The following is a 23979-nucleotide window of genomic DNA, read 5'->3' as shown; positions in this document are numbered from 1 at the left end:
CCTCCGCTGGACGCGGCCCCGCACCGATGCTCAGGAGGCCGTGCAGCTCACCGTCGGGACGGTGGGGGTGCCGCCGGTGCTGGCCAGGAAGCCGAACGTGGTCTGGGCACCCGAGGCCAGCACGCCGTTCCAGCCCGCGTTACGGGCAGTGACCGTCGTTCCGCTCTGGACCACCTCGGCCCCCCACGCCTGAGTGATCCGTTGACCGTCGGCGGTGTCGAATCGCACCGTCCAACCGGCGATCGCGGTCGACCCTCCATTACGGACAGTCACCTCTCCCTGGAATCCGCCCTGCCACTGTCCGGCCACCCGGTAGCTCGCCACGCAGCCGCCCGACGGCGGCGTGGGCGTCGCGGGAGGGGTGGGCGTCGCGGGAGGGGTGGGCGTCGCGGTGGGCGTGGGCGTGGGTACGCCGGTCAGGGCCGCCACCAGCGCCGGGTACCAGCGGTCGGCGATCTTCTGGTCGCCCGCGGCGTTCGGGTGCACCCCGTCGTACGTGTCGGTGGTGGTGCTGAAGCCGGTCCACTGGTCCACCACCACGATCGGCGACTGGGCGGTGGTCTTGCCCGCCGCCCACCCGTCGACGGCGTTGTTGAGGGCGACGACCCGCTGGCCGCACTCGGGGCAACTGCTCGGCGCCATCGGAATGATCTTCGCAACCAGGACGCGCATGGCGGGGTTGGCGGCTCGCATCTGGTCCACCAACCGGCCGTACGCGGCCAGGATCGTGGCCGGAGCGACGTTGCTCCACACGTCGTTGGTGGCGAAGTGCATGAGGACGACGTCCGGGCGGGTGGCCGACAGCCAGCCCGGCAGCAGGTTCTGGTTGGCCACGTTGGTCACCAGGTATCCGCCGTGCCCCTCGTTGTCGCCGTCGTACGGCTGGCCGCAGCCCTGCGGACCGAGGGTGCCGACGAAGTCGACGGCGGTGTGCCCGGCAGACTGGAGGCGGCTCCAGAGCACCGCCCGCCAGCAGCCCGGCGAGCCGGTGATGGAGTCACCGAGCGGCATCACGCGGACCGGGTCGGCAGCGGCGACGGCAAGTGCCGGTCGATTGTCGGCAGAAAGGGCGGCCGGTGCGGCGGCGGAGGGAGGGGCCGCGACCGAGCCGGCGGCGAGGGCGAGGACGACCGCCGCGACGGCGGCGGTGGAGGCGGTCAGCAGGGACCTTCGGAGCATGGTGGAGGGACTCCCGTCACGTGTGGTGGCTGCGGTGTGACCGGCCCTGGCGCTCCCGCCGACAGTCAACCAGACGCAACGACGTTCATCAATCGACGGACGCAACCACCGCCCCGCGCCGCGCTACTCGCCGTCCGCCCGGCGGTCGCGTTTGCGCTGCGAGCGGCGCTTCTTCTCGGCGAGCCGACGCTCCTTGGCGGCCCGCGACGGGCGGGTCGGCCGACGCGGCGGGGGTGGCGGCGCGACCGCCTCGCGCAGCAGTGCGGCGAGCCGCTCCCGGGCCGCCTCGCGGTTGGCGAGCTGCGCCCGGTGCTCACTGGCGGCGATGGTCAGCACGCCGTCGACCAGCCGACCGGCGAGCCGCTCCAGCGCCCGCGCCCGCAGCGACTCCGGCAGGCTGGGCGACCCGGCCAGGTCGAAACTCAGCTCGACCCGGGAGTCGGTGGTGTTGACCCCCTGGCCGCCGGGCCCGGACGACCGGGAGAACCGCTCCCGCAGCTCGGCGGCGGGGACACTCCACCGGTCGGTCACCCGCAGTCCGTCGTCCACGCACCGAGGCTAACGTGCCGGCGGCTACTTCGGAGCACTGCTCGGATTCGACTCCGGCACGGTCGACTCGTCGCCACCGACCGCCGCGTACGCGACCGCCCCGACCAGCAACAGGGCGATCACCCCGACCTTGGTGGTGACCACCTTGATCAGCAGCCAGGCAGCGCGGCGCGCGCCGGGCACCGTCTTCTTCGCCGCCTGATAGTCGTTCCAGCCGCGCCGGGCCCGCGCGTACGACGACCCGACACCACTTCCGATGATGAGGCCCACCAGCAGGAGGACCGCGATGAGAGGACGCTCCACCCACGCCAGTATCCATACTCAGCGTAATATTTCCATTCTCCGATCTTCTAACGCCAGAAACCCGACAGACCGCGCATCCGCACGTAATCGGACAGTGACCGTACGTGACATCAGCCGCCCTTGCCGATGATCGTGTCGGCGGTCTGCTGCACCTGCTCGATCGGGATGGCGAACCCGATGCCGATCGAGCCGTTGCCGTCGATGGTGGCGATCGCGGTGTTCACCCCGACCACCTCGCCCCGCGCGTTGACCAGCGGCCCACCGGAGTTGCCCGGGTTGATCGAGGCGTCGGTCTGCACCGCCCGGTGCCGGTTGTCGCCGAGGCGGACCTGGCGGTCCAGCGCACTGACGATCCCCGCGGTGACCGTGCCCGGCAGCCCCAGCGGCGAACCGACCGCCAGCACCGGTTCGCCCACCCGGGTCGACCCCGGCTTGGCCAGTGGCAACGCCGTCAACCCGGCGGAGGACGGCACCCGGAGGACGGCGAGATCGCTGCCCGGTTCCCGGCCCACCACCTCCGCCGCGAGCCGCCGGCCGTCCGGCAGCTCGACGGTCACCGCACCGCGTCCCTTGGCCAGGATGTGGTCGTTGGTGATGATGTGCTGCTCGGTGTCGACGGCGAACCCGGAACCCGTCGCCGAGGCGCCGCCCCCGTCGCCCACCAGCACCGACACCACTCCGGGCACGGTCTTCTCGGCCGCGGTGACCAGCTCGGCCGGCACCGGGGCGGCGGACGCCGCAGCCGGACCCGGCACACCGTCACGACCGGCCACCCAGCCCCCGGCCAACGCCCCCGATCCGGTGGAGAGCGTCACCACGGCCAGCCCCGCCAGCAGCCGGCGGCGCCAACTCCACGCCGCCCGGTCACCGCTCGTCCCGTCCGGTCCGCCCCGCCCGTCCGGGCGAAGGTCCGGCGAGACGAACCAGGGCCCGCGTGGCTCACCCAGTCCGGTCTGCACTGCCATTCGTACGCTCCTCACGTGTGGCGGGCCCGGGTCGGCCGGGTCGTCGGGGCGGATCAGGGCAGGCGGGAGAACCACCGCATCGAGCCGTACGCCGCACCCATCGCGAACACCAGTCCGAGCCCGATGAACCGGGACGCGACGTCCTGCCGTACCTTGCGCCAGCCCACCGAGCTGCCGATGTCGTCGTAGACGGCCCGCAGCTCGTCGCTCGTCGCGGCCTCGTGGAAGACGCCGCCGGTCTGCTCGGCGACGGCCTGCAACGTCTCCCCGTCCACCGGCACCTGGATCGGCCGACCGCCCCGGTCCACGAAGCCGCTCAGCGTGCCGAACGAGATCGTGTGCACCGGCACCTCGACCGCGACGGCGTCGGCGGCGGCCTCCATCGGGTCCATGCCCGAGGTGTTCGCCCCGTCGGAGAGCAGGATGATCCGGGCCGGTGGCGGCTGGGTCGCGGCGGCCTCGTCCAACGCCTTCACCGCCCCCAGCGAGGTGCTGATCGCCTCGCCGATCGCGGTGCCCTGCACGCCGGTCACCCCCTCGGCGAGACGCTCGATGCCGTCGTGCAGGGCCTCCCGGTCGGTGCTCGGCGGCACCAGCACCGCCGCGCTGCCGGCGAAGGCGACCAGCCCGACGTTGAACTCGTCCGGCAGACCGTCGACGAACCGCCGGGCGGCGCTCTTGGCGGCGGTGAGCCGGTCCGGGTCCACGTCGCCGGCGAGCATCGAGGTGGACACGTCCACCGCCACCATCACGGTGGCCCGTTCCCGGGGCACCCGCACCTCGGCGGTGGGTCTGGCGAAACCCACCACCAGCAGCGCCAGCATGGCCAGGAAGAGACCGGCGGGCAGGTGCCGCCGCCAGGTCGGTCGCCGGGGCGCGACCCGGTCGAGCAGCCGCAGGTTGGTGAAGCGGACCGCGTAGCGGCTGCGCCGCCGTTGCGCCACCAGGTAGGCCAGCGCCAGGGCCAGCACGCCGAGCAGGAGCCAGAGCCGCATCGGTGACTGCCAGATCATGCCGCACCTCCCCGGTTCGGTCCGGCTCCGGCGGCGGCCAGCCGCCGTTGCGCGTGGACGTGCCGCACGACGTCGGTCGCCCAGTCCCGGTCGGTGCACAGGCTCAGGTGGGTCGCGCCGGACCGGCGTACCGCGTCCCGGACCTGGTCTCGTTGGGCGGCGGCGGCTGCCGCGTACCGCTCGCGCAGCCGCCGGTCGCCGGTCCACACCTCGCGCCGCTCGCCGGTCTCCGGGTCGGCCAGGGTGATCAGGCCGACGTCCGGCAGGTCCAGCTCACGAGGGTCGGTGATCTCCACCGCCAGCACCTGGTGCCGCACGGCCAGCCGACGCAGCGGGCGTTCCCAGGTGGCCGGCAGCCGGGGATCGTCGGGCAGACCGTCGAGGAAGTCGGAGACCACCACCACCAGGCCGCGCCGATGGGCCACCCGGTGCACCGCCGCCACCGCGTCGGAGAGGTCGGCCGTGCCGGGCGACGGCCCGCCGGGCCCGTCGTGGCCGCCCACCCGGGGTTCGGCCAGCAGCCCGCGCAGCAGGCCGAGCAGATGGGTACGCCCACCGCGCGGCGGCAGCCGACGCAGCCCGGAGGTGGTGAGCACCTGGGCGCCGAGCCGGTTGCCCGGACCGGTGGTGAGGAAGCCGACCGTGGCGACCGCGGCCACCGCCAGTTCCCGCTTGTCCAGCTCGGCGGTGCCGTACTCCATACTGGGGCTGGCGTCCACCAGCAGCCAGGTGGTCAGTTCCCGGTCGGCGTCCACCTGCCGGACGTGCGGCACGGTGGTCCGGGCGGTCACCGACCAGTCCATCCGGCGTACCTCGTCCTCGCCGGGCCGGTACTCCCGGCTGCCGGCGGGTTCGCTGCCCGGACCGGGTAGCAGGCCCCGGTGCTCGCCGTGCAGCATGCCGTCGAGGCGGCGGGTGACGGTCAGTTCCAGCCGACGCAGCCGCTGGTCCGGAGTGAGGTCGGCGAGCACCGGATCGGCCGGTACGGGCACCGGGGCGGGGCGGCGGGCCATCAGGCGGCGGCCAGGTCAGGGGCGTACTCGGGCTGGCCGGTGGCCGCCACCCGAGGCAGCGGAACCACCTCCACCAGGCGGCGCACGACGGCCTCGGCGGTCACCCCGTCGGCTACCGCGTCAAAGGAGAGCACCAGCCGGTGCGACAACACGTCGCCCGCGAGTTCCCGGACGTCCTCGGGCAGCACGTACTCCCGGCCGCGCAGCAGCGCCTGCGCCCGCGCGGCGGCGACCAGGCCGAGGGTGGCGCGCGGGCTGGCGCCGTACGCCAGCAGCGGGGCGATCTCCGGCAGCCCGAATCGGACCGGATCCCGGGTGGCGAGGATGAGACGGACCACGTACTCGGCGATCGCGTGGTGCACGAAGACCTGCGTGGCCTGCCGCTGGAAGGCGCGCAGGCGATCCGCGTCGAGCACCGGACGGGCCCGTGGTCGATCGGCGCTCATCCGGTAGAGGATGGCCAGTTCGTCGGCGCCGTCCGGGTAACCGACGAGGATCTTCATCAGGAAGCGGTCACGCTGCGCTTCGGGGAGCTGGTAGACCCCCTCCGACTCGATCGGGTTCTGGGTGGCCAGCACGAGGAACGGCTCCGGCACCCGGTAGCTGCGCCCGCCGATCGAGACCTGACGTTCGGCCATCGCCTCCAGCAGCGCGGACTGCACCTTGGCCGGGGCCCGGTTGATCTCGTCCGCGAGCACCAGGTTGGCCATGATGGGCCCGAGTTCGACGTCGAAGCTCTCCTTCGACGCCCGATAGATGCGGGTGCCGACGATGTCCGAGGGGACGAGGTCGGGGGTGAACTGGATCCGGGAGAAGGTGCCGCCCACGACCGTGGCGAGCGTCTGCGCGGCGAGCGTCTTGGCCACCCCCGGCACGCCCTCCAGGAGGCAGTGCCCGTCGGCGATCAGGGCTATGAGCAGGCGCTCGACGAGCCGATCCTGCCCGACGATCACGCGTTTGACCTCGAAGAGCGTCTGGTCCAGCTCGGCGGCGGTCGCGTCCGGATCGACCGGGGTGGGCAGGCTGGCCATGGTGTCCGAGATGTCCGTCACGGTGCTTGCTTCCCGAGGCGCACCTCGGGCAAACGTCGGAATTACCGGCCCTGCCCGGCCCAGACGGGTCGACCGCCACCGTCACGGCGTGGAACCGGGCCGGACGGCACGAAACTGGTCGGGCGGGTCGTCCGGGAACGCAACGACCACCGGCCCCCACCGCACGGGTGGGGGCCGGTGGTCGTGCCCCGCTCAGCGGTGCACGATCACGAAGAACGGCAGGTCGGCGGCAACACCGGCGGAGTTGCGCGTCTGGATGAACACCCCGTTCGGGGTGAGCAGCCGGGGTGCCACCGAGACCTCCCCGGCGGGCGGGACGCAGCACGAGCCCGCTTGGCCGATCGTCGCCACGTAGATGCCCGTGGCGACGCTGCTGCCGAACTGCACCTCGTACTGGCCGACGCCGTACTTGATCACGACCCCGTCGCCGCGGGCCTTGGTGCCGTTGGCGTTGACCGCCGTGGCGTACCCGGAGGTGCTGGCCGCGGCGACCTCACCCTTGGCCAGCAGGGCCCGGGCGCTGTTCATCGAGGCGGTGGTGACCGCCGGCTGCTGCGCGGTGGCGCGGGCGGTGGGCTGGTTGCCCGCCACAGTGGGCTTCGCCGCGGCGATACCACCGCCAGCGAGGGCCAGGGCCAAGGCCGCGATCGACACCGCGGCCGCCTTACGTCGGAAAAATCTGGTCATGACAGGTCTCCCTTGGTGACCGTGGGGATACGCCGACCCGCGACACGCGGGGCGGATATTGCCTTTTCCTCGTCGGGCCGCAATGACCTTCGAACGCCGGATGCCGCATTCTCTCGTGCACTCGCAAACGGCCTTACTCGATGATCGACATGCGCTCTGAGCTGGGAAAATCTCCCTGATCGCGACCACCCGACCAGCAGGAACGTAACACCGGAAAATACCTTCGGTCAATAACCCTTCACGCTTTGGAGCAATGTCGGATCAACACCACTAATTGTGAGAGGCGCATTCACGAATGAGGCGCGAGAATTGTTCGGTCGCCCGCGTACGTCATGCATCTCCGCCGGTCGCCGGGTGGCGGCTACCCTGCCTGCTGTGGCGATCATCCTCGGCCGGCCGTCGACGTTGTCCGGACGTACCGTGCTCTGTTGGCTCGCCGTCGCCCCCGGAGCCGGGTGGGCCGTCGTCCGGCTGGCCGGGCTGGACCGGGGACCGTTGGTGCAGGCGCTGGCCTTCACGCCGTACGCGCTGCTCGGCAGCCTGATCCCGGTGGTGCTCGCGGTCGCCCTGCGACGCCGCTGGCCGGCGGTGGTCGCGGCGGTGACCACGGCGGCGCTGCTCGCGGCGGTCGTGCCCCGCGCGCTGCCCTCGCCGCAGCCGACGGTCGACGGACCGGAGCTGCGCGTGCTCACCGCCAACCTGCTCGCCGGTGCCGCCGACCCACGGGCGGTGGTCGCGCTGGTCCGCGAGGCGCGGGTGGACGTGCTGGTGGTGCAGGAGTTCACCCCGACGGCCCAGGCCGAACTGGACCGGCTGGGCCTGGCCGACCTGCTCCCCCATCGGCAGCTCAACCCGATGGACGGCACGCCGGGCTCCGGGCTCTACGCCCGCCACCCGATCGGCGACGGCGGCGTCCGCCGGCTCCGTGGCGGCTGGAGCTTCACGCAGGCGTACGCGACGGTGGCGGTGCCCGGCGCGCCGGCCGTCCGCGTTGAGTCGGTCCACCCGGCGGCCCCGTACGCGGTGGACCAGGTGCCCGGCTGGCGCGCGGACCTGGCGGCCCAACCGGCGGCCACCCCTGACGGGCCGCTGAGCGTCCTGGCCGGTGACTTCAACGCCACCCTCGACCACGGCCCGCTGCGTGCCCTGCTGCGCACCGGGTACGCCGACGCCGCCGCCTCGGTCGGCGCCGGGCTGGCCGGCACCTGGGGGCCGTACGACGGTGACCCCATCCCGCCGGTCGTGATCGACCACGTGCTGGTCGACCGCCGGATCGCGGTACGCGCCGTGACGGTGCACCCGCTACCCGGCAGCGACCACCGGATGGTCCTCGCCGACCTCCACCTGCCCTCGGCACCGCACCCGCTGTGATGCGTAAGGGCTGAGGTGTAAGGAAGGGACCCTTTCTATGCACCAGGCGATAGCAGGGGACCCTTCCTAACGCCCGAGGCACCCGGCCGCACCCGGAAGGCGTGCGGAGCTACGCCCCGGCGCGCGTGCCGGGTGCGGTGTTACACGCGGGCGCGGTCGAGGCCGTACGTCAGCGCGTCGACCAGGGCGTGCCAGCTCGCCTCGACCACGTTGGGGTGCACGCCGACGGTGGTCCAGCCACCGCCCCGACCGTCAGCGGTCTCGACCAGCACCCGGGTGACCGCGCCGGTGCCGTGGCTGCCCTCCAGGATGCGGACCTTGTAGTCGGCCAGCTCGAAGTTGCGCAGCTCTGGGTAGTGCCGGCCGAGGCCGACGCGCAGCGCCTCGTCGAGCGCGTTGACCGGGCCGTTGCCCTCGGCCGTGGCGATCACCCGCTCGCCGCGTACCCGGATCTTGACGGTCGCCTCGGAGACCACCGCGCCGTCCTCACGGTGCTCGACCAGCACCCGGTACGACTCCAGCGCGAACGGCCGGGCCGGTGCCGCGTCCGGCAACTCGGAGCGGACCAGCAGCTCGAACGAGGCGTCGGCGGCCTCGAACGACCAGCCACCGGCTTCCAGTTCCTTGACCCGGTTGGTGACCCGGGACAGCGTCTCCGGATGGCCGGCCAGATCCAGCCCCAGCTCACGACTCTTGAGCTCGATGCTGGCCCGGCCGGCCATCTCGGTGACCAGGATCCGCATGTCGTTGCCCACCACCTCGGGTTCGACGTGGTTGTAGAGCAGCGGATCCACCTTGATCGCACTCGCGTGCAGCCCCGCCTTGTGGGCGAAGGCGGCGGCCCCGGCGTACGCCTGGTGGGTGTCGGGGGCGATGTTGGCGATCTCGGCGATGGCGTGGGAGACCCGCACCATCTGCTCCAGGCAGCCCTCCGGTAGGACCGGCAGCCCGAGCTTGAGCTGGAGGTTCGCCGCGACGGCGAAGATGTCGGCGTTGCCCGGCCGCTCGCCGTACCCGTTGGCGGTGCCCTGCACGTGGCGGACGCCCGCCTCCACGGCGGCGAGGGTGTTGGCGACCGCGCATCCGGTGTCGTTCTGCGCGTGCATGCCGAGCACCTCGGGCGCGACCCCGATCCGGTCGGTGAGGTCGGAGATGGCCGCGGTGACCCAGGAGGGCAGCATCCCGCCGTTGGTGTCGCAGAGCACGAACCGCTCCGCCCCGGCCGCCAGCGCCGTCTCCACCACGGACGCGGTGTACGCCGGGTCGTGGCGGTAGCCGTCGTAGAAGTGCTCGCCGTCGACGAAGACCCGACGTCCCTCGGCGACCAGGTGGGTCACCGTGTCGCGGATCATCGCCAGGTTCTCCTTGGCGGTGGTGCGCAGCGCCCGCTCGACGTGCCGCAGGTCGGCCTTGGCCACCAGGGCGATCGCCGGGGTCTGCGCGTCGAGCAGGCCGCGCACCTGCGGGTCGTCGGCGGCGACCGCGCCGGCCCGGCGGGTGGCGCCGAAGGCGACCAGCACCGCGTGCTTCAGGTCGAGCTCGGTACGCGCCCGACGGAAGAACTCGGTGTCCTTGGGCACCGCACCCGGCCACCCGCCCTCGATGAAGCCGACGCCGAACTCGTCGAGCAGCCGGGCCACCGCGAGCTTGTCGACCACCGAGTAGCTGACCCCCTCGCGCTGGGCACCGTCGCGCAGGGTCGTGTCGTAGACCTGGAACGTCATGGGGGAGATCCCTTCGTACAGGCACCGGCCGACGCAACAAAAAGACCCCCCGCGGATGCGGGAGGTCTGCGCGCTCGGCGGAGGGAGAAGCCGGCGCGCTAGTTGCCAATAATGAGGGCGGTGCTGGTCACGGTGGGTACTCTGCCACTCTCGGACAGCCTGCGGGAGAAACAATCCACATGTCGGGACGGGACATCGAGGCGGATTCCCCGCAGTGGGTGTAGAAGACGTCGCGCCGGGTACGTGTCTTCGGGACAGCGAACCCCTTCCTCCGAGACGACTGATCGCAGTCGGGGCAGGAGAGATCCCCATGGACAGGCTCAACCCGGACAGCACGCACGCCACGCCCGACCCGGCGCTGCACGGCGGCCAGCCCGACCCGACGCTGCGCGCGGTGTCGAGCGAGGACGTCACCATCCAGGGCGACCAGGGCACGGTGCCCGGTGGCGCCCCCGCCGGAGCCTTCGACCCGTGGAGTTACCGGGACGAGGCCGGAGTGGCCGGCGCCAACCTGGTCGGCTACAAGGTCGAGGCCACCGACGGGTCGATCGGCAAGATCGACAGCAACAGCCAGGAGGTCAACGCGAGCTACCTCGTCGTCGACACCGGGCCGTGGATCTTCGGCAAGAAGGTCATGCTGCCCGCCGGCACCGTCAACCACGTCGACCACGAGGAGCAGAAGGTCTACGTCGACCGCGAGAAGGACCAGATCAAGGCCGCTCCGGAGTACGACGAGACCGCCACCGACCCGGCGTACCGGGACAAGCTCGGCGGCTACTACAACGACACGTACGCCGCCACCCCGCCCGGCTCCCTCCGCTGACGACTCCCCTGCTTGGGCGTACGGCCTGACGGCCGGTGGGCATCCGCCCGCCGGCCGTCTACCGTGACAGGGGTGGACGCCATCGAGGTCAACCGCAGGATCCCGTTCACCACGACGTTCAACTTCCGGGACGTCGGCGGCTACCGGGGGCACGACGGCCGGACCGTACGCACCGGCCGGCTCTACCGCTCAGACTCGCTGCACCGCATCGGCGACGGTGACCGGGACGCCTTCGCGGCGCTCGGTGTCCGCACGGTCATCGACCTGCGTCGGCCGCACGAGGTGGAGCGGGACGGCCGGGTCCCCGAGTTCGACGGGCTGACCTACCGCAACATCCATCCCGAGCACGCGGAGTGGGCCGGGCTGCACGACTCGCACACCGACCTGGCCCGCTACCTCGCCGACCGGTACGCCGACCTGGCCCGCACCGGCACGGCCGGGCTGGCCGAGGCGATCGGCCTGGTCGCCGACGCGGCGAACAGCCCGGTGGTGGTGCACTGCGTGGCCGGCAAGGACCGCACCGGGATCGTCTGCGGGCTGACCCTCGCCGTGCTCGGCGTCGACGACGAGGAGATCGCGTCGGACTACGCGCTGAGCACCGAGGCCTCGCAACGGTTCAGCGCGTGGATCGCCGCCACCCTGCCCGACGCCGCGCCGCTGCCCGCGCCGTTCCTGTCCTCGCCGGCCGAGGCGATGCTGCTCTTCCTCACCGAGATCCGGGCGGGCCACGGCTCGGTCGAGGACTACCTGCGGCACGCCGGAGTCACCGACGAACAGCTCACCGCCCTGCGCACCCACCTGCTCGCCTGAGGGAGCGCACCCCCGACGCCGCTGCCGCGCGCACGGCGCTGCACCGTCCGGACGTGAGGAAGGGTCCCCTGCTATGCCGTAGGCGTTAGCAGGGGACCCTTCCTTGCATCTCAACGGCTCAGAGCACGCGGTGGACCCAGCCGGCCGGGTCGGTGCCCTTGCCCCGCTGGATGTCGACGAGCTGCTGACGCAGGCCCATGGTCACCGTGCCCGGCGCGCCGCCGCCGACGGCGAACTCCCCCTCGGGGAAGCGCACCACGCCGATCGGCGTGATCACCGCCGCCGTGCCGCAGGCGAAGACCTCACGCAGCCGGCCGCTGGCGGCGTCGGCCCGCCACTCGTCGAAGGTCACCGCACGCTCCTCGACCCGGTGTCCGGCCGCCTCGGCCAGCATGATCACCGACTCCCGGGTGATGCCGGGCAGGATGGTGCCGGTCAGCGGCGGGGTGGCCACCGATCCGTCGTCGTAGACGAAGAAGACGTTCATGCCGCCCAACTCGTCGACGTACTTGCGTTCTACCGCGTCCAGGAAGACCACCTGGTCGCAGCCGTGCTCGATGGCCTGCGCCTGGGCGGCCAGCGACGCGGCGTAGTTGCCGCCGCACTTGGCCGCTCCTGTGCCACCGGGCCCGGCCCGGGTGTAGTCGGGCGAGACCCAGACCGTCACCGGCTTGACGCCGCCGGAGAAGTACGCCCCGACCGGCGAGGCGATCACCGAGTAGAGGTACTCGTTGGCCGGCCGGACACCGAGGAAGACCTCGCTGGCGAACATGAACGGCCGCAGGTAGAGGCTGCCGTCCTCGCCCTCCGGGATCCACTCGCGGTCGATCTCGATCAGCCGGTGCAGCGAGTCGACGAAGGTCTCCTCGGGCAGCGTCGGCATCGCCATCCGGGTCGCCGAGATGTTGAACCGGGCCGCGTTGGCATACGGGCGGAACATGGTCACCCCGCCGTCTGCTGCGCGGTACGCCTTCATTCCCTCGAAGATCTCCTGCGCGTAGTGCAGCACCGCGCTGGCGGGATCCATCGGGATCGGCGCGCGCGCCTCGACCCGGGCGTCGTACCAGCCCTTACCCTCGGCGTAACGGACGGTGATCATGTGGTCGGTGAACACCCGACCGAATCCGGGGTTGGCCAGCAGCGCGGCCCGATCGGCGGCGGATACCGGCGCGGGATTCGGACGGATCTCGAAGTCGAGCTTGTCACCACCGCTCATTGCGCTGACCTCCCTGGGGGTACGACGACATGCGCCGAGGGCATGCCGGAAACTTTTGTGCCAGAAACTTACCCCGAACGGTCGTTCAGCGGGTAGGTCGACCGGCGGGTAGCAAGCCGACAACCGGTACGGAGCCCACGGAACGTGCTGATCGACGCGGGGTCGTGCCGAGGTCCGGGAGTTCGCCCGGCGCGCACCTCGAACCCTCGTCACCGGGATCACCGGCGACGCAGCGGCAACCTCAGGCGGATACCTGCGCGGCGATCCGGTCGCCTACCTCGGCCGTACGCAGGGTTACGTCCGGGCCACGGGCGGCCAGCTCCGCGCTGACCGCGGCGGTGATCCGGGCAGCGGCGTCGGCGTGCCCGAGCTGGTCGAGCAGCAGGGCACCGGAGAGCACGGCGGCGACCGGGTCGGCCACGCCACGGCCGGCGATGTCCGGCGCGGAGCCGTGCACCGGCTCGAACATCGACGGGTACGTCCCGTCCGGGTTGATGCTGCCGCTGGCGGCCAGGCCGATCCCGCCGGTGACCGCGGCGGCGATGTCGGTGAGGATGTCACCGAAGAGGTTGTCGGTGACCACCACGTCGTACCGCTGCGGCTGGGTGACCAGGAACATCGCGGCGGCGTCGACGTGCTGGTACTCGGTGGTGACGTCCGGGTGCTCGGCGGCCACCGCCTCGAAGGTGCGGGCCCACAACGAGCCGGCGTGGGTGAGCACGTTGGTCTTGTGCACCAGCGTCACCTTGCGCCGCTCGCGCCGACGGGCGCGGGCGAAGGCGTCCCGGACCACCCGCTCCACCCCGTGCCGGGTGTTCAGGCTCTCCTCGGTGGCAATCTCCGCCGGGGTGCCCCGGTGCAACGCGCCGCCGGCACCGGCGTAGAGGCCCTCGGTGCCCTCGCGGACGACCACCAGGTCCACCTCACCGGACTTGACGGTGGCCAGCGGGCTGGCCACGCCGGGCCAGAGGCGCGACGGGCGGAGGTTGACGTACTGGTCGAAGGCGAACCGAAGCTTGAGCAGCAGGCCCCGCTCCAGCACGCCGGGCGGGACGGTCGGGTCGCCGACCGCGCCGAGCAGGATCGCGTCGTGCTCGGCCAACTCGGCCAGCACCGAGTCGGGCAGCACCTCGCCGGTGCGGTGGTAACGTGCCGCGCCGAGGTCGTACTCGGTCGCCTCGACGCCCGGCAGCACCGCGTCGATGACCTTGCGAGCCTCCGCGACCACCTCGGGTCCGATCCCGTCTCCGGCCACCACCGCGATCCGTGCCACCGTCAGCTCCTTCGCTCGTATCGGGTCGACGGTACGCTGCCGTCCCGCCTCCCGGTACGAGTGTTCCACTTTTCGGGAAATCACCGACGCACAGCACCTTCCCAGGAGGCATTCATGGGGCGGTCATGTCCGCTGCCTACGGTGATCTCCAACGGGCCACCCGGCCCGGACGGTCGGCGTAACGGCGCGGCGGACGTCGAGGAGGGGGCGGACACGATGTGGACCGACGAGCAGCCACGGACCCGCTGGATCGACCCGGCGGTCTTTCGCTACCGCCGGCCCGACCTGCGGCTGGGCACCCGCGACCCGAAGCCGGACCGCAGCGGCACGGTGGCCGGCGACCGGATCGCCGTCACGCACACCGTCCGCACCTCGACCGCGGAGTACCGCCTGCTGTTGAACGCCCCCGAGTGGCTCGGCCGCCGGGGCGTCGGCGAGGCGCTGCGGGACGCCGTCGCCGAGCTGCGGGCCATCGACCTGACCTACAGCCCGCACCGACCGGAGAGTCTGGTGTCCCGGCTGCGTCGGGACGAAATCAGCGCCGATTCGTACCCGCCGCTGGCGGAGCTGGTCGACCGGTGCGCCGCCATGCGGGCCGCCACGGACGGCTGGTTCGACGCCTGGGCGGTGCCCGGCGGGTTCGACCCGGGCGGCCTGCTCGGTGGGTGGGCGGTCGAGCGGGCCGCGGCCCGGCTGCGCGCCGCCGGCATCCACGACTACGCCGTGCTCGCCGGCGCCGACCTGGTGGTACGCGGAAACGCCGCACACGGCGGGCCATGGCGGATCGCGGTGCACCACCCGACCGACCGTCGCCGGGCACCGCTGGTGCTGGAGATGACGGCGGGCGCGATCGGCACCTCGGGGGTGACCGGACGGCAGGGCCATGTGGTGGACCCGCACACCGGTGAGCCCGCCGACGAACTGATCGCCGCCACGGTGGTCGGCCCCGACCTGACGGTGGCCGACGCGTACGCCACCGCCCTGTACGCCGCCGGGCCGGCCGGACTCGCCTGGTTCCGGTCCGATTCGGACTACCACGCGTTGTTCGCCACCCGGCGCTGACTCGGGAGGCGCGCACATCGGCACGAGGTAAGAGTGTCGAGTGTGGGCGACGGCAACGATCGGCCTCCACGGCCGCGGCAACGACCGTGGAGGCCGGTCGGCGACGAAAGCGCATGGCTCGCGCAATCGAGGGGTGCGGGCCGGTCGGCCGGACGTCGACCTCGCCACCCGAAGACGGGCCGCTGCCACGAACTCGGCCGGTAACCGCACCCGTACGCTATCGAATTGACGTGATTCGCGGCAAGGGCTCCACAGGGGAGCTTCTGGAACGATTCCATCGGCGCGCTAACGCTCTCGCAACCGGGCCGTTTTCGACAAGGTGCACACCGGATGGCACGCTGTCCGCCGTGAGTTTCGATCTGAGCGTGTGGGCCCTGCCGGACGGGGCGACGCCCGAGGACGTACGAGCCGCGGTGCAGCAGTGCCGGAACGGCCGGCACGGCGAACGCCAACCGGACCCACGGGTGGTGGCCTTCTATCGGGCGATCACCGCCAGCTACCCCGACCGGCCGAACGGCTTTCGGACGCCCTGGGCGGTGATGCCGCTGCACGCGGCGGCCGACCACGTGGAGATGAACCTGGATCCGGGCTGCCCCGACCAGGTACTGCTGGACATCGAGCGATTCGCCGGCGAGTACCGGCTGATGCTGTTCGACGCGCAGGACGGCTCGGTCTATCCGCCGCCGGCCGTCCGACTGCCCGGCTGACCACTCCGCCCGGCCGCGCACCGACACCCCGGTCGGTTCCGCGCGACGGACGACGAAGGGGCCCGGCCGGCGGCCGGGCCCCTGTCGGTCGCGTGTGGACTACTCGTCGCGCAGGTCCGCCGCGCTGGCCGCGGTCGCGCCGATCGAGTCGGCGGCCGAGGTGAGCAGCTCGGCACCGAGCGCCTGGTCGACGGTGAGGGTCATCAGCGTCTCACCACCGGCCTCCCGGCGGGCCACCTGCATCGCGGCGATGTTGATGCCGGCCTCGCCGAGCAGGGTGCCGACGGTGCCGACCACGCCCGGGCGGTCGGCGTACCGGAGGAACAGCAGGATGCCCTCCGCACCGATCTCCACGTCGAAGCCGTCCACCTCGGTCAGCTTGATGATGTCCCGGGTGCCCGCGTGGGTCACCGTGCCGGAGACGCTGACCGTACGGCCGTCGGGCAGCGCGCCGCGCACGGTGACCAGCACCGGGTACTCGACGGTGTCGGTCTGGGTGGTCAGCGACACCTCCACGCCGCGCTGGGCGGCCAGGTGCGGCGCGTTGACGTAGGTGACCTGCTCCTCCACCACGGAGCTGAACAGCCCCTTGGTGGCGGCGAGCTTGAGCACCGTGACGTCGTGGTCGACGATCTCGCCGCGCACCTCGACGGTGACGCTGGCGGCGATCCCACCGGCGACGGCGGTGAACGCCCGGCCGAGCTTCTCGGCCAGCGGCAGCAGCGGGCGTACGTCCTCGGCGACCACGCCGCCGGCCTGCACGTTGACCGCGTCCGGCACGAACTCGCCCTGCAGGGCCAGCTTGACGCTCTTGGCCACGGCCAGACCGGCCTTGTCCTGCGCCTCGGCGGTGGAGGCGCCCAGGTGCGGGGTGGCCACCACGTTGTCGAGGGCGAACAGCGGCGAGGAGGTGCACGGCTCCTTGGCGTACACGTCCACACCGGCGCCCGCGACGCGGCCCTCGGCCAGCGCGTCGGCCAGCGCCTGCTCGTCGACCAGGCCACCCCGGGCGGCGTTGACGATCCGCACGCCCGGCTTGACGATGGACAGCTCCTTCTCACCGATCAGGCCCACGGTCTCCGGGGTCTTCGGCAGGTGGATGGAGATGAAGTCGCTCTCCCGCAGCAACTCCTCCAGCCCGACCAGGCGTACGCCGAGCTGCGCGGCGCGAGCCGGCTGGATGTACGGGTCGTACGCGATCAGCCGGGTGCCGAAGGCGGCGATGCGCTGCGCGAACAGCACGCCGATGCGGCCCAGGCCCACCACGCCGACGGTCTTGCCCTGCATCTCGACGCCGGTGTACTTGGACCGCTTCCACTCCCCCGCCTTGAGCGCGGCACTGGCGCTGGCGGTGTTCCGCGCGACGGCGAGCAGCAGCGCGACGGCCTGCTCGGCGGCGGAGACGATGTTGGAGGTGGGGGCGTTGACGACCATGACACCCCGCGCGGTGGCGGCGGGCACCTCGACGTTGTCCAGACCCACTCCGGCCCGGGCCACGACCTTGAGTCGCGGTGCGGCGGCGATCGCCTCGGCGTCGATCTGGGTGGCACTGCGGACGATGACGGCGTGGGCCTCGGAGAGCGCCGAGAGCAGAGCCGGGCGGTCGGTGCCGTCGACGTGCCGGACGTCGAAGTCGTGGGCGAGCACCTCGATGGCGGCGGGGGCGAGTTCTTCGGCGATCAGTACGACAGGAGTCATTGGTCCTCGTAGATGTCGTCAGAGCGGTCGGCCGGTGCGGGGACGCTGCGCTGCGCCCGGCGCGGGCGGGGCCATGGCCGTCAGGTGCCGCCTGGAGCACCTACCGCGATCGTAGGGGGCGGCCAGCCCGGCGCGCCCCGGACCACGGGGTGAGTGCCCTCACAAACCGGACGTGACGTGCGTGTTAACGATCGTTAGCCACCCCGGTGAACAGCACGGCACCCGGTCCCGACGTCGGGGAGAACGTCGGGTCCGGGTGCCGTCGGTGAGAGTGCTCTCAGGTGGCCGAGATCTCAGGCCGTCTCGGTGATCGGCCGGTCGACCCAGCTCATCATGCCGCGCAGCTTGGCGCCGGTCTCCTCGATCGGGTGCGCCGCGCCCTCCGCCTGCCACTTGCTGAAGTTGGGGCGGCCGGCCTCGTCCTCGGCGACCCACTCGCGGGCGAACTCGCCGTTCTGGATCTCACTGAGGATCTTGCGCATCTCCTCCTTGACCCGGCCGTCGATGACCCGCGGGCCCCGGGACAGGTCCCCGTACTCGGCGGTGTCGGAGACGCTGTACCGCATCCGGGCGATACCGCCCTCGTACATCAGGTCGACGATGAGCTTCAGCTCGTGCAGGCACTCGAAGTAGGCCACCTCGGGGGCGTACCCGGCCTCCGTGAGCACCTCGAAACCGGTCTGCACCAGCGCCGCGGCACCGCCGCAGAGCACCGCCTGCTCGCCGAAGAGGTCGGTCTCGGTCTCCTCCTTGAAGGAGGTCTTGATCGCGCCCGCCCGGGTGCCACCGATGCCCTTGGCGTACGACAGGGCCAGCGCGAGCGCGCTGCCGCTGGCGTCCTGCTCGACCGCGACCAGGCAGGGCACGCCCTTGCCGTCGGCGTACTGCCGGCGGACCAGGTGACCGGGGCCCTTCGGGGCGACCATCGCCACGTCCACCTCGGCCGGCGGCGTGATCAGGCCGTACCGGATGTTGAAGCCGTGCCCGAAGAACAGCGCCTTGCCGGCGCTGAGGTTCGGCGCGATCGACTCGGCGTAGACGTGCCGCTGCGCGGTGTCCGGTGCCAGCACCATGATCACGTCGGCCTCGGCGGCCGCCTCGGCCGGGGTGAGCACCCGCAGGCCCTGCTCCTCCGCCTTGGCCCGGCTCTTCGAACCCTCCGGCAGACCGATCACCACGTCGACACCCGAATCGCGCAGCGACAACGCGTGGGCGTGGCCCTGGCTGCCGTACCCGATCACGGCGACCTTCTTCGACTGGATCAGGCCCAGGTCGGCGTCGTCGTCGTAGTACACCTCAACGCTCATGACTTCCCTTTCGTACGGCGGCCGCAGTGGCCCGTCGTGGCTTCGTGGTTGCCGCGGCCTCAAGGAGCCGGGCCGGCGGTTCGGTTCGGACGGCCCGCGCGACGGGCCAGCGGTCTCGGGTCAGGCGGCCCGCAGGGCGGGGCCGGCGGTGATGGCGCGCGAGCCCCGGCCGATCGCCACCAGGCCGGACTGCACCATCTCCTTGATCCCGAAGGGTTCGAGGTCGCGCAGCAGCGCGTCGAGCTTGTCGGGGGTGCCGGTGGCCTCGACGGTGAGCGTGTCCGAGGCCACGTCGACCACCCGTGCCCGGAACAGGTTGACCGTCTCCAGGACCTGGGCGCGGGCGTTGCGGTCGGCACGCACCTTCACCAGCAGCAGCTCGCGCGCCACCGAGGTCGACGGGTCCAGCTCGACGATCTTGAGCACGTTGACCAGCTTGTTGAGTTGCTTGGTGACCTGCTCCAGCGGCGAGGACTCGGCGTTGACCACAATGGTGATCCGGGAGACGTCCGGGTTCTCGGTCTCACCGACGGCGAGGCTGTCGATGTTGAAACCCCGCCGGGAGAAGAGCCCGGAGACCCGGGCCAGCACGCCCGGCTTGTTCTCCACCAACACGGAGAGAGTGTGCATGGTCATGCCACGACCTCGCTGCGCTCGGTCGCGCCATGACGCGACAGTGGGCTGAGCCCGATGATTCGTTCGCTACGCTCACTCATCTAAATGTCATCCTCGTCGAAGGTCGGGCGGACGCCACGGGCGAACATGATCTCGTCGTTGCTGGTGCCGGCAGGGACCATCGGCCACACCATGGCGTCCTTGCCGACCACGAAGTCGATCACCACGGGCGCGTCGTTGATGGCCATCGCGGCCTCGATGGTCTTGTCGACGTCCTCGGCGTTCTCGCAGCGCAACCCGATGCAGCCCAGCGCCTCGGCGAGCTTGACGAAGTCCGGGATGCGGTGCTTGTGGGTGCCGAGGTCGGTGTTGGAGTACCGCTCGCCGTAGAACAGCGTCTGCCACTGGCGGACCATGCCGAGGTTGCCGTTGTTGATCACGGCGATCTTGACCGGGATGCCCTCCAGGGCACAGGTGGCCAGCTCCTGGTTGGTCATCTGGAAGCAGCCGTCGCCGTCGATCGCCCAGACCACCGTGTCCGGCATGCCGACCTTGGCACCCATCGCCGCCGGCACCGCGTACCCCATGGTGCCGAGGCCGCCGGAGTTCAGCCAGGTCTGCGGCTTCTCGTACGAGATGAACTGGGAGGCCCACATCTGGTGCTGGCCCACCCCGGCGACGTAGATCGCGTCCGGTCCGACGATCTCCCCCAGCCGCTTGATCACGTACTGCGGGGAGAGGGTGCCGTCGCTGGGCTCCTCGTAGCCCAGCGGGTATCGCTCACGCAGGTCGTCGAGCTGCGCCCACCAGTCGGTGAGGTCGGTGCCACGGCCCGCCGCCCGCTCGGCGTTGACCGCCGCCAGCAGCTCGTCGATCACGTGCCGGGCGTCACCGACGATCGGCACGTCCGCGTGCCGGTTCTTGCCGATCTCGGCCGGGTCGATGTCGGCGTGCACCACGGCGGCGTCCGGTGCGAACGAGTCCAGCTTGCCGGTGACCCGGTCGTCGAACCGGGCGCCCAGTGCCACGATCAGGTCGGCCTTCTGCAGGCCGTAGACCGCGGCGACGGTGCCGTGCATGCCGGGCATGCCCAGGTGCTGCCGGTGCGAGTCGGGGAAGGCGCCCAGCGCCATCAACGTGGTGATCACCGGGATGCCGGTCAGCTCGGCCAGCTTGCGCAGGCCCTCGGTGGCACCGGCCTTGAGCACACCGCCGCCGACGTAGAGCACCGGGCGACGGGCGTTGCTCATCAGCCGGGCCGCCTCCCGGATCTGCTTGCCGTGCGGGTGCAGGGTGGGCCGGTAGCCGGGCAGGTCCAGGGTGGGCGGCCAGGCGAAGGTGGTCGGCGCCTGGAGCACGTCCTTGGGGATGTCCACCAGCACCGGGCCCGGACGGCCGGTCGAGGCCAGGTGGAACGCCTCGGCCAGCACCCGCGGGATCTCGGTGGCGTTCTGCACCAGGAAGTTGTGCTTGGTCACCGGCAGCGTGATGCCCTGGATGTCCGCCTCCTGGAAGGCGTCCGTGCCGATCGAGGGCCGCGCCACCTGACCGGTGATCGCCACCAGCGGCACCGAGTCCATGTACGCGTCGGCGATCGGGGTGACCAGGTTCGTCGCGCCCGGCCCGGAGGTGGCGATGCACACCCCGACCCGGCCGGTGGCCTGCGCGTAACCGGTGGCCGCGTGCCCGGCGCCCTGCTCGTGCCGGACCAGGATGTGCCGGACGGTCGAGTCGTAGAGCGGGTCGTACGCCGGAAGGATCGCGCCACCCGGGATACCGAAGACGACGTCGACGCCGAGCGCCTCGAGGGAACGCACCAGCGAACCGGCGCCCGAGACCTGGGACTGGGCCTGGGTGGGGCGTACCGCCGGGGTGGGGGTGGCGGCGCGGGCGGCGTCGGTGGTCTCGGCGGCGCTACGGGCCCGCCGGGCGGAGTGGGCGAGGGTCTCTGGCGTGGGTCTCGTCATGGCGGTTTGCCTTCGGCTGGAGTGGGTGGGGCTGCTCACGGGTGGACGCGGCGATCCGGCGGCGTCCGATGGGTTCGACGGCAAGAAAAAAGCCCGCGTGCCAGATGCACGGGGCCAGCGCACTCTCAGTCAGGGAGAGTGCGCTCAGGTAAGTACTCGCAGCGACCGGTTCGACGACATGGGCCAAGCCTGACGCATCTCACGCGATGAGTCAACTGATCCCACATATTGGTTCACGGATCTCGGCGCGTTCCGTCCGGCACGCCGCTCACACCGGGTCCGACGTGCTCGGACGCACCGTCGACCGCACGTGGAAGGGGCGGCTGGAAGGGGCGCGCGGGCGTCCCGTCCACCGGTACCGGGCGGGCCGGGCGGGCACCCGGCGACGTCGCCGCCTCCAGCATCGCCTCCAGGTGCTCGGCCGGTACGCCCCAACCGAACAGCGCGCCCTGACCGAACCGGCAGCCGGCGGCGACCACCGCGGCCAGTTCCGTGGGGTTGGTCACGCCCTCGGCGACGACCTCGAGCCCGAGCTGGTGACCCAGTCGCATCACGATGTCGACCATCGGCGCGAAGGCCGGGCCGTCCTGCCCCACCGGCCGGACCGGCTCGTGCTCGGCGACCAGACTGTGGTCGATCTTGAGAATGTCGATCGGGAGCCGACGCAACTGCCCCAGCGACGAGTAGCCGGCCCCGAAGTCGTCCAGCGCGATCCGCACCCCGGTCAGGCGCAACGCGGTCAGCCGCCGGATCAGCTCGTCCAGGTCGGTGGCGACCGCGTGTTCGGTGACCTCCAGCACCAACCGCTGCGGCGGGACGTGGTGCGCGCGCAGCGCCTCGGCGACCTGCACCACGTACTCGGCGGCGTGCAGCTCACGCGGCGAGACGTTGACCGACACCCAGACATCGTGCCCCTCGGCCAGCCAGCGGGACAACTGGTAGCACGCCTGGTGCAGCACCCAGGCGCCGAGTTTGGCGATCATCCCGCACTCCTCGGCGAGCGGGATGAACTCGTCCGGCCGGACGTTGCCCAGCGCCGGATGGCGCCAGCGCAGCAGCGCCTCGGCGCCGACCGGACGCACCGACGGCAACGAGGCCACCGGCTGGAAGACCAACCGCAGCTCGTCGCGCTCGATCGCGCCGCGCAGCTCGTGCTCCAGCGTCGTGCGGCGACGCAACAACCGGTCGTACGCCCCGTCGTAGCGCTCGATGCGGTTCTTGCCGCGCTGCTTGGCGTAGCGCAGGGCGGCGTCCGCGTGCCGCAGCAGCAACTCGACGTCGGGTTCCTCGGCCCAACCCGCCATTCCGATGCTGACCGAGAGGAACACCGGCCCCTCGGACTGCTCGTAGGCACCGCCGAGCACCCTGAGCAGCCGCTCGGCCACCACTCCCGCCTCGGCCGGGCCCCCGTGCATGAGCACCGCGAACTCGTCGCCGCCGAGCCGGGCGGCAAGGTCACCGGGGCGCAGGTTGCCGCGCAGCCGCCGGCCCACCTCGGCCAGCACCGCGTCACCCACGTCGTGGCCGCGCATGTCGTTGACGTTCTTGAAGCCGTCCAGGTCCAGGCCGAGCAGGACACAGGGCACCCGGGCCTCGGCGGACCGGTGCAGCGACTGCAACAGCCCCCGCCGGTTGGCCAGCCCGGTGAGCGCGTCGGTGTGCGCGAGCTGGCGGAAGTGCGCCTCCCGCTCGGCGAGCCGCCGGGCGTAGGCCCGCACGTCGTGCAGGGTGAGGTACTGCCGGGCGACCAGGGCGAAGCCCTCGATGCTGCCGGCGACGATGGCCGGACCGTCGAACCGGCCGTCCTGGAAGAGGTGGTACATCGCCGAGGCGGCCATCGCGATCATCGGCACCACCGCGTACTCGCTGTCGCGGCGGATCACGTCGACGGCGACCTGGTCCGGCGGATCGATCCGGCGGACCGCCAGCGCGGCGGCGAGCAGGCCCACGGCGAGCAGCGCCGCACCGACGAAGGTCACGCCCGGCCCGCCCTGGCAGAGCCCGGCCGCGATGGCCAACCCGCCACCGGTGGCCACGGTGATCCCGCCGCCCAGCACCGCGAGGTGCTGCCGGGGCGGTGGTGCGCGGAAGACCATGATCGCGGCCAGCCCGGTGCTCAGCGCCGCGCTGGCCGAGGCGACCAGGATCGCCGGGCAGGCCGTCGGGGTGGCCGCGCCGAGCAGTCGGGTCGGCTCGGAGAGCAGCACCCACCCCACGAACCAGAGCGCGGCACCGACGATCACCCCGTCCAGGGCCAGCCGGGCGGCGGAACTCGCCGAGCCGGCGACCCCGGGCATCCGGAGCAGGCCGGCACCGAAGAGCAGACTGCTCGCCGCCGTGCCGATCGCGACCAGCGTGGCCCAACCGGTACGCTGCGCCTGCTCGTGTGCCCAGTGCCCGCCGACGGTGAGCGCCTCCGCCACCCCGACCAGCAGGGTCAGCAGGGCGATCACGCCACCCGCGGCCAGCAACGCGTACGCCGAGCGGTGCGGGGCGGACCGACGGCGTACCGACAGGGCGAACAGCACACCGGCCGTGAGGGCGACCAGTGCGCTCGACACCGCGACACCGATCAACGCCGGGGGTGTGTGCACCCCGCCAACTCTGCCGGATCGGCTTCCGTCGTGGGGATCGGGTGTGCATCT

General features: G+C 72.1%; 21 protein-coding genes. 5 read left to right on the top strand and 16 right to left on the bottom strand.

Features of this window, described 5'->3' with window-relative positions; genetic code table 11:
- Positions 1 to 30: 30 nt before the first annotated feature.
- The 8 genes from ACZ31C_RS16590 to ACZ31C_RS16555 form a co-directional block, all read right to left on the bottom strand.
- The gene (locus ACZ31C_RS16590) at positions 31 to 1179 is read right to left on the bottom strand and encodes a cellulose binding domain-containing protein (protein WP_465796031.1); all 1149 of its coding nucleotides are present in this window, start codon (positions 1177 to 1179) and stop codon (positions 31 to 33) included.
- A 123-nt stretch (positions 1180 to 1302) separates the two neighbouring features.
- Positions 1303 to 1728 carry an alternative ribosome rescue aminoacyl-tRNA hydrolase ArfB gene (gene arfB / locus ACZ31C_RS16585; protein WP_396749215.1) on the bottom strand — a complete coding sequence of 142 codons (426 nt, stop codon included), beginning with the start codon at positions 1726 to 1728 and terminating at the stop codon, positions 1303 to 1305.
- Between the two features lie 24 nt (positions 1729 to 1752).
- Positions 1753 to 2031: a hypothetical protein gene (locus tag ACZ31C_RS16580; protein ID WP_350693586.1), complete on the bottom strand. Its 279-nt coding sequence runs from the start codon at positions 2029 to 2031 to the stop codon at positions 1753 to 1755.
- Between the two features lie 110 nt (positions 2032 to 2141).
- A complete protein-coding gene (locus tag ACZ31C_RS16575) occupies positions 2142 to 2996 on the bottom strand; it encodes a S1C family serine protease (protein WP_465796030.1) in 855 nt (284 codons plus the stop codon).
- Between the two features lie 53 nt (positions 2997 to 3049).
- Positions 3050 to 4009, bottom strand: a complete 960-nt coding sequence (locus ACZ31C_RS16570; RefSeq protein ID WP_465796029.1) for a VWA domain-containing protein — start codon at positions 4007 to 4009, stop codon at positions 3050 to 3052.
- Entirely contained in the window at positions 4006 to 5022 is a 1017-nt protein-coding gene (locus tag ACZ31C_RS16565) for a DUF58 domain-containing protein (protein ID WP_465796028.1), read from the bottom strand. Before ACZ31C_RS16565 ends, ACZ31C_RS16570 begins: the two co-directional genes overlap by 4 nt.
- Positions 5022 to 6074: an AAA family ATPase gene (locus ACZ31C_RS16560; protein ID WP_465796027.1), complete on the bottom strand. Its 1053-nt coding sequence runs from the start codon at positions 6072 to 6074 to the stop codon at positions 5022 to 5024. Before ACZ31C_RS16560 ends, ACZ31C_RS16565 begins: the two co-directional genes overlap by 1 nt.
- Positions 6075 to 6266: 192 nt before the next feature.
- The gene (locus ACZ31C_RS16555; protein WP_465796026.1) at positions 6267 to 6761 is read right to left on the bottom strand and encodes a hypothetical protein; all 495 of its coding nucleotides are present in this window, start codon (positions 6759 to 6761) and stop codon (positions 6267 to 6269) included.
- A gap of 375 nt (positions 6762 to 7136) precedes the next feature.
- Here ACZ31C_RS16555 and ACZ31C_RS16550 point away from each other — a divergent pair, with 375 nt between their 5' ends.
- Positions 7137 to 8132, top strand: coding sequence for an endonuclease/exonuclease/phosphatase family protein (locus tag ACZ31C_RS16550; protein ID WP_465796025.1), 996 nt, complete (start codon positions 7137 to 7139; stop codon positions 8130 to 8132).
- Between the two features lie 140 nt (positions 8133 to 8272).
- Here the strand turns inward: ACZ31C_RS16550 and cimA are convergent, their stop codons facing one another.
- On the bottom strand, positions 8273 to 9856 hold the full coding sequence (gene cimA / locus ACZ31C_RS16545) for a citramalate synthase (RefSeq protein ID WP_465796024.1): 1584 nt from the start codon (positions 9854 to 9856) through the stop codon (positions 8273 to 8275).
- Positions 9857 to 10166: 310 nt separating this feature from the next.
- Here cimA and ACZ31C_RS16540 point away from each other — a divergent pair, with 310 nt between their 5' ends.
- A complete protein-coding gene (locus tag ACZ31C_RS16540; RefSeq protein WP_465796023.1) occupies positions 10167 to 10679 on the top strand; it encodes a PRC-barrel domain-containing protein in 513 nt (170 codons plus the stop codon).
- 63 nt (positions 10680 to 10742) lie between these two features.
- Complete coding sequence (locus ACZ31C_RS16535; protein WP_465796022.1) at positions 10743 to 11489, top strand: tyrosine-protein phosphatase; 747 nt, start codon at positions 10743 to 10745, stop codon at positions 11487 to 11489.
- A 118-nt stretch (positions 11490 to 11607) separates the two neighbouring features.
- On the opposite strand, the gene ACZ31C_RS16530 is transcribed toward ACZ31C_RS16535, so the two are convergent.
- Together ACZ31C_RS16530 and ACZ31C_RS16525 are read right to left on the bottom strand one after the other, a co-directional pair.
- Positions 11608 to 12705 (bottom strand): branched-chain amino acid aminotransferase, encoded by a 1098-nt coding sequence (locus ACZ31C_RS16530; RefSeq protein WP_465796021.1) that lies wholly within the window; start codon positions 12703 to 12705, stop codon positions 11608 to 11610.
- Between the two features lie 241 nt (positions 12706 to 12946).
- A complete protein-coding gene (locus tag ACZ31C_RS16525) occupies positions 12947 to 13978 on the bottom strand; it encodes a 3-isopropylmalate dehydrogenase (RefSeq protein ID WP_350693569.1) in 1032 nt (343 codons plus the stop codon).
- Between the two features lie 216 nt (positions 13979 to 14194).
- Here ACZ31C_RS16525 and ACZ31C_RS16520 point away from each other — a divergent pair, with 216 nt between their 5' ends.
- Positions 14195 to 15040 (top strand): FAD:protein FMN transferase, encoded by an 846-nt coding sequence (locus ACZ31C_RS16520; protein WP_465796237.1) that lies wholly within the window; start codon positions 14195 to 14197, stop codon positions 15038 to 15040.
- Between the two features lie 347 nt (positions 15041 to 15387).
- Positions 15388 to 15747, top strand: coding sequence for a hypothetical protein (locus tag ACZ31C_RS16515; RefSeq protein ID WP_449947213.1), 360 nt, complete (start codon positions 15388 to 15390; stop codon positions 15745 to 15747).
- A 99-nt stretch (positions 15748 to 15846) separates the two neighbouring features.
- Here the strand turns inward: ACZ31C_RS16515 and serA are convergent, their stop codons facing one another.
- The 5 genes from serA to ACZ31C_RS16490 form a co-directional block, all read right to left on the bottom strand.
- Positions 15847 to 17445, bottom strand: coding sequence for a phosphoglycerate dehydrogenase (gene serA, locus ACZ31C_RS16510; protein WP_350693566.1), 1599 nt, complete (start codon positions 17443 to 17445; stop codon positions 15847 to 15849).
- 293 nt (positions 17446 to 17738) lie between these two features.
- A complete protein-coding gene (gene ilvC / locus ACZ31C_RS16505) occupies positions 17739 to 18752 on the bottom strand; it encodes a ketol-acid reductoisomerase (RefSeq protein WP_396749245.1) in 1014 nt (337 codons plus the stop codon).
- Between the two features lie 120 nt (positions 18753 to 18872).
- Entirely contained in the window at positions 18873 to 19388 is a 516-nt protein-coding gene (gene ilvN / locus ACZ31C_RS16500; RefSeq protein ID WP_350693563.1) for an acetolactate synthase small subunit, read from the bottom strand.
- Positions 19389 to 19468: 80 nt separating this feature from the next.
- Complete coding sequence (locus ACZ31C_RS16495; RefSeq protein WP_465796020.1) at positions 19469 to 21334, bottom strand: acetolactate synthase large subunit; 1866 nt, start codon at positions 21332 to 21334, stop codon at positions 19469 to 19471.
- A 233-nt stretch (positions 21335 to 21567) separates the two neighbouring features.
- Entirely contained in the window at positions 21568 to 23928 is a 2361-nt protein-coding gene (locus ACZ31C_RS16490; protein WP_465796019.1) for a putative bifunctional diguanylate cyclase/phosphodiesterase, read from the bottom strand.
- Positions 23929 to 23979 lie beyond the last annotated feature (51 nt).

The sequence above is a fragment of the Micromonospora sp. NPDC023869 genome (assembly GCF_055559695.1).
The sequence above is the reverse complement of the archived record's forward strand: the minus strand, read 5'-3'. Positions and strand labels throughout refer to the sequence as shown.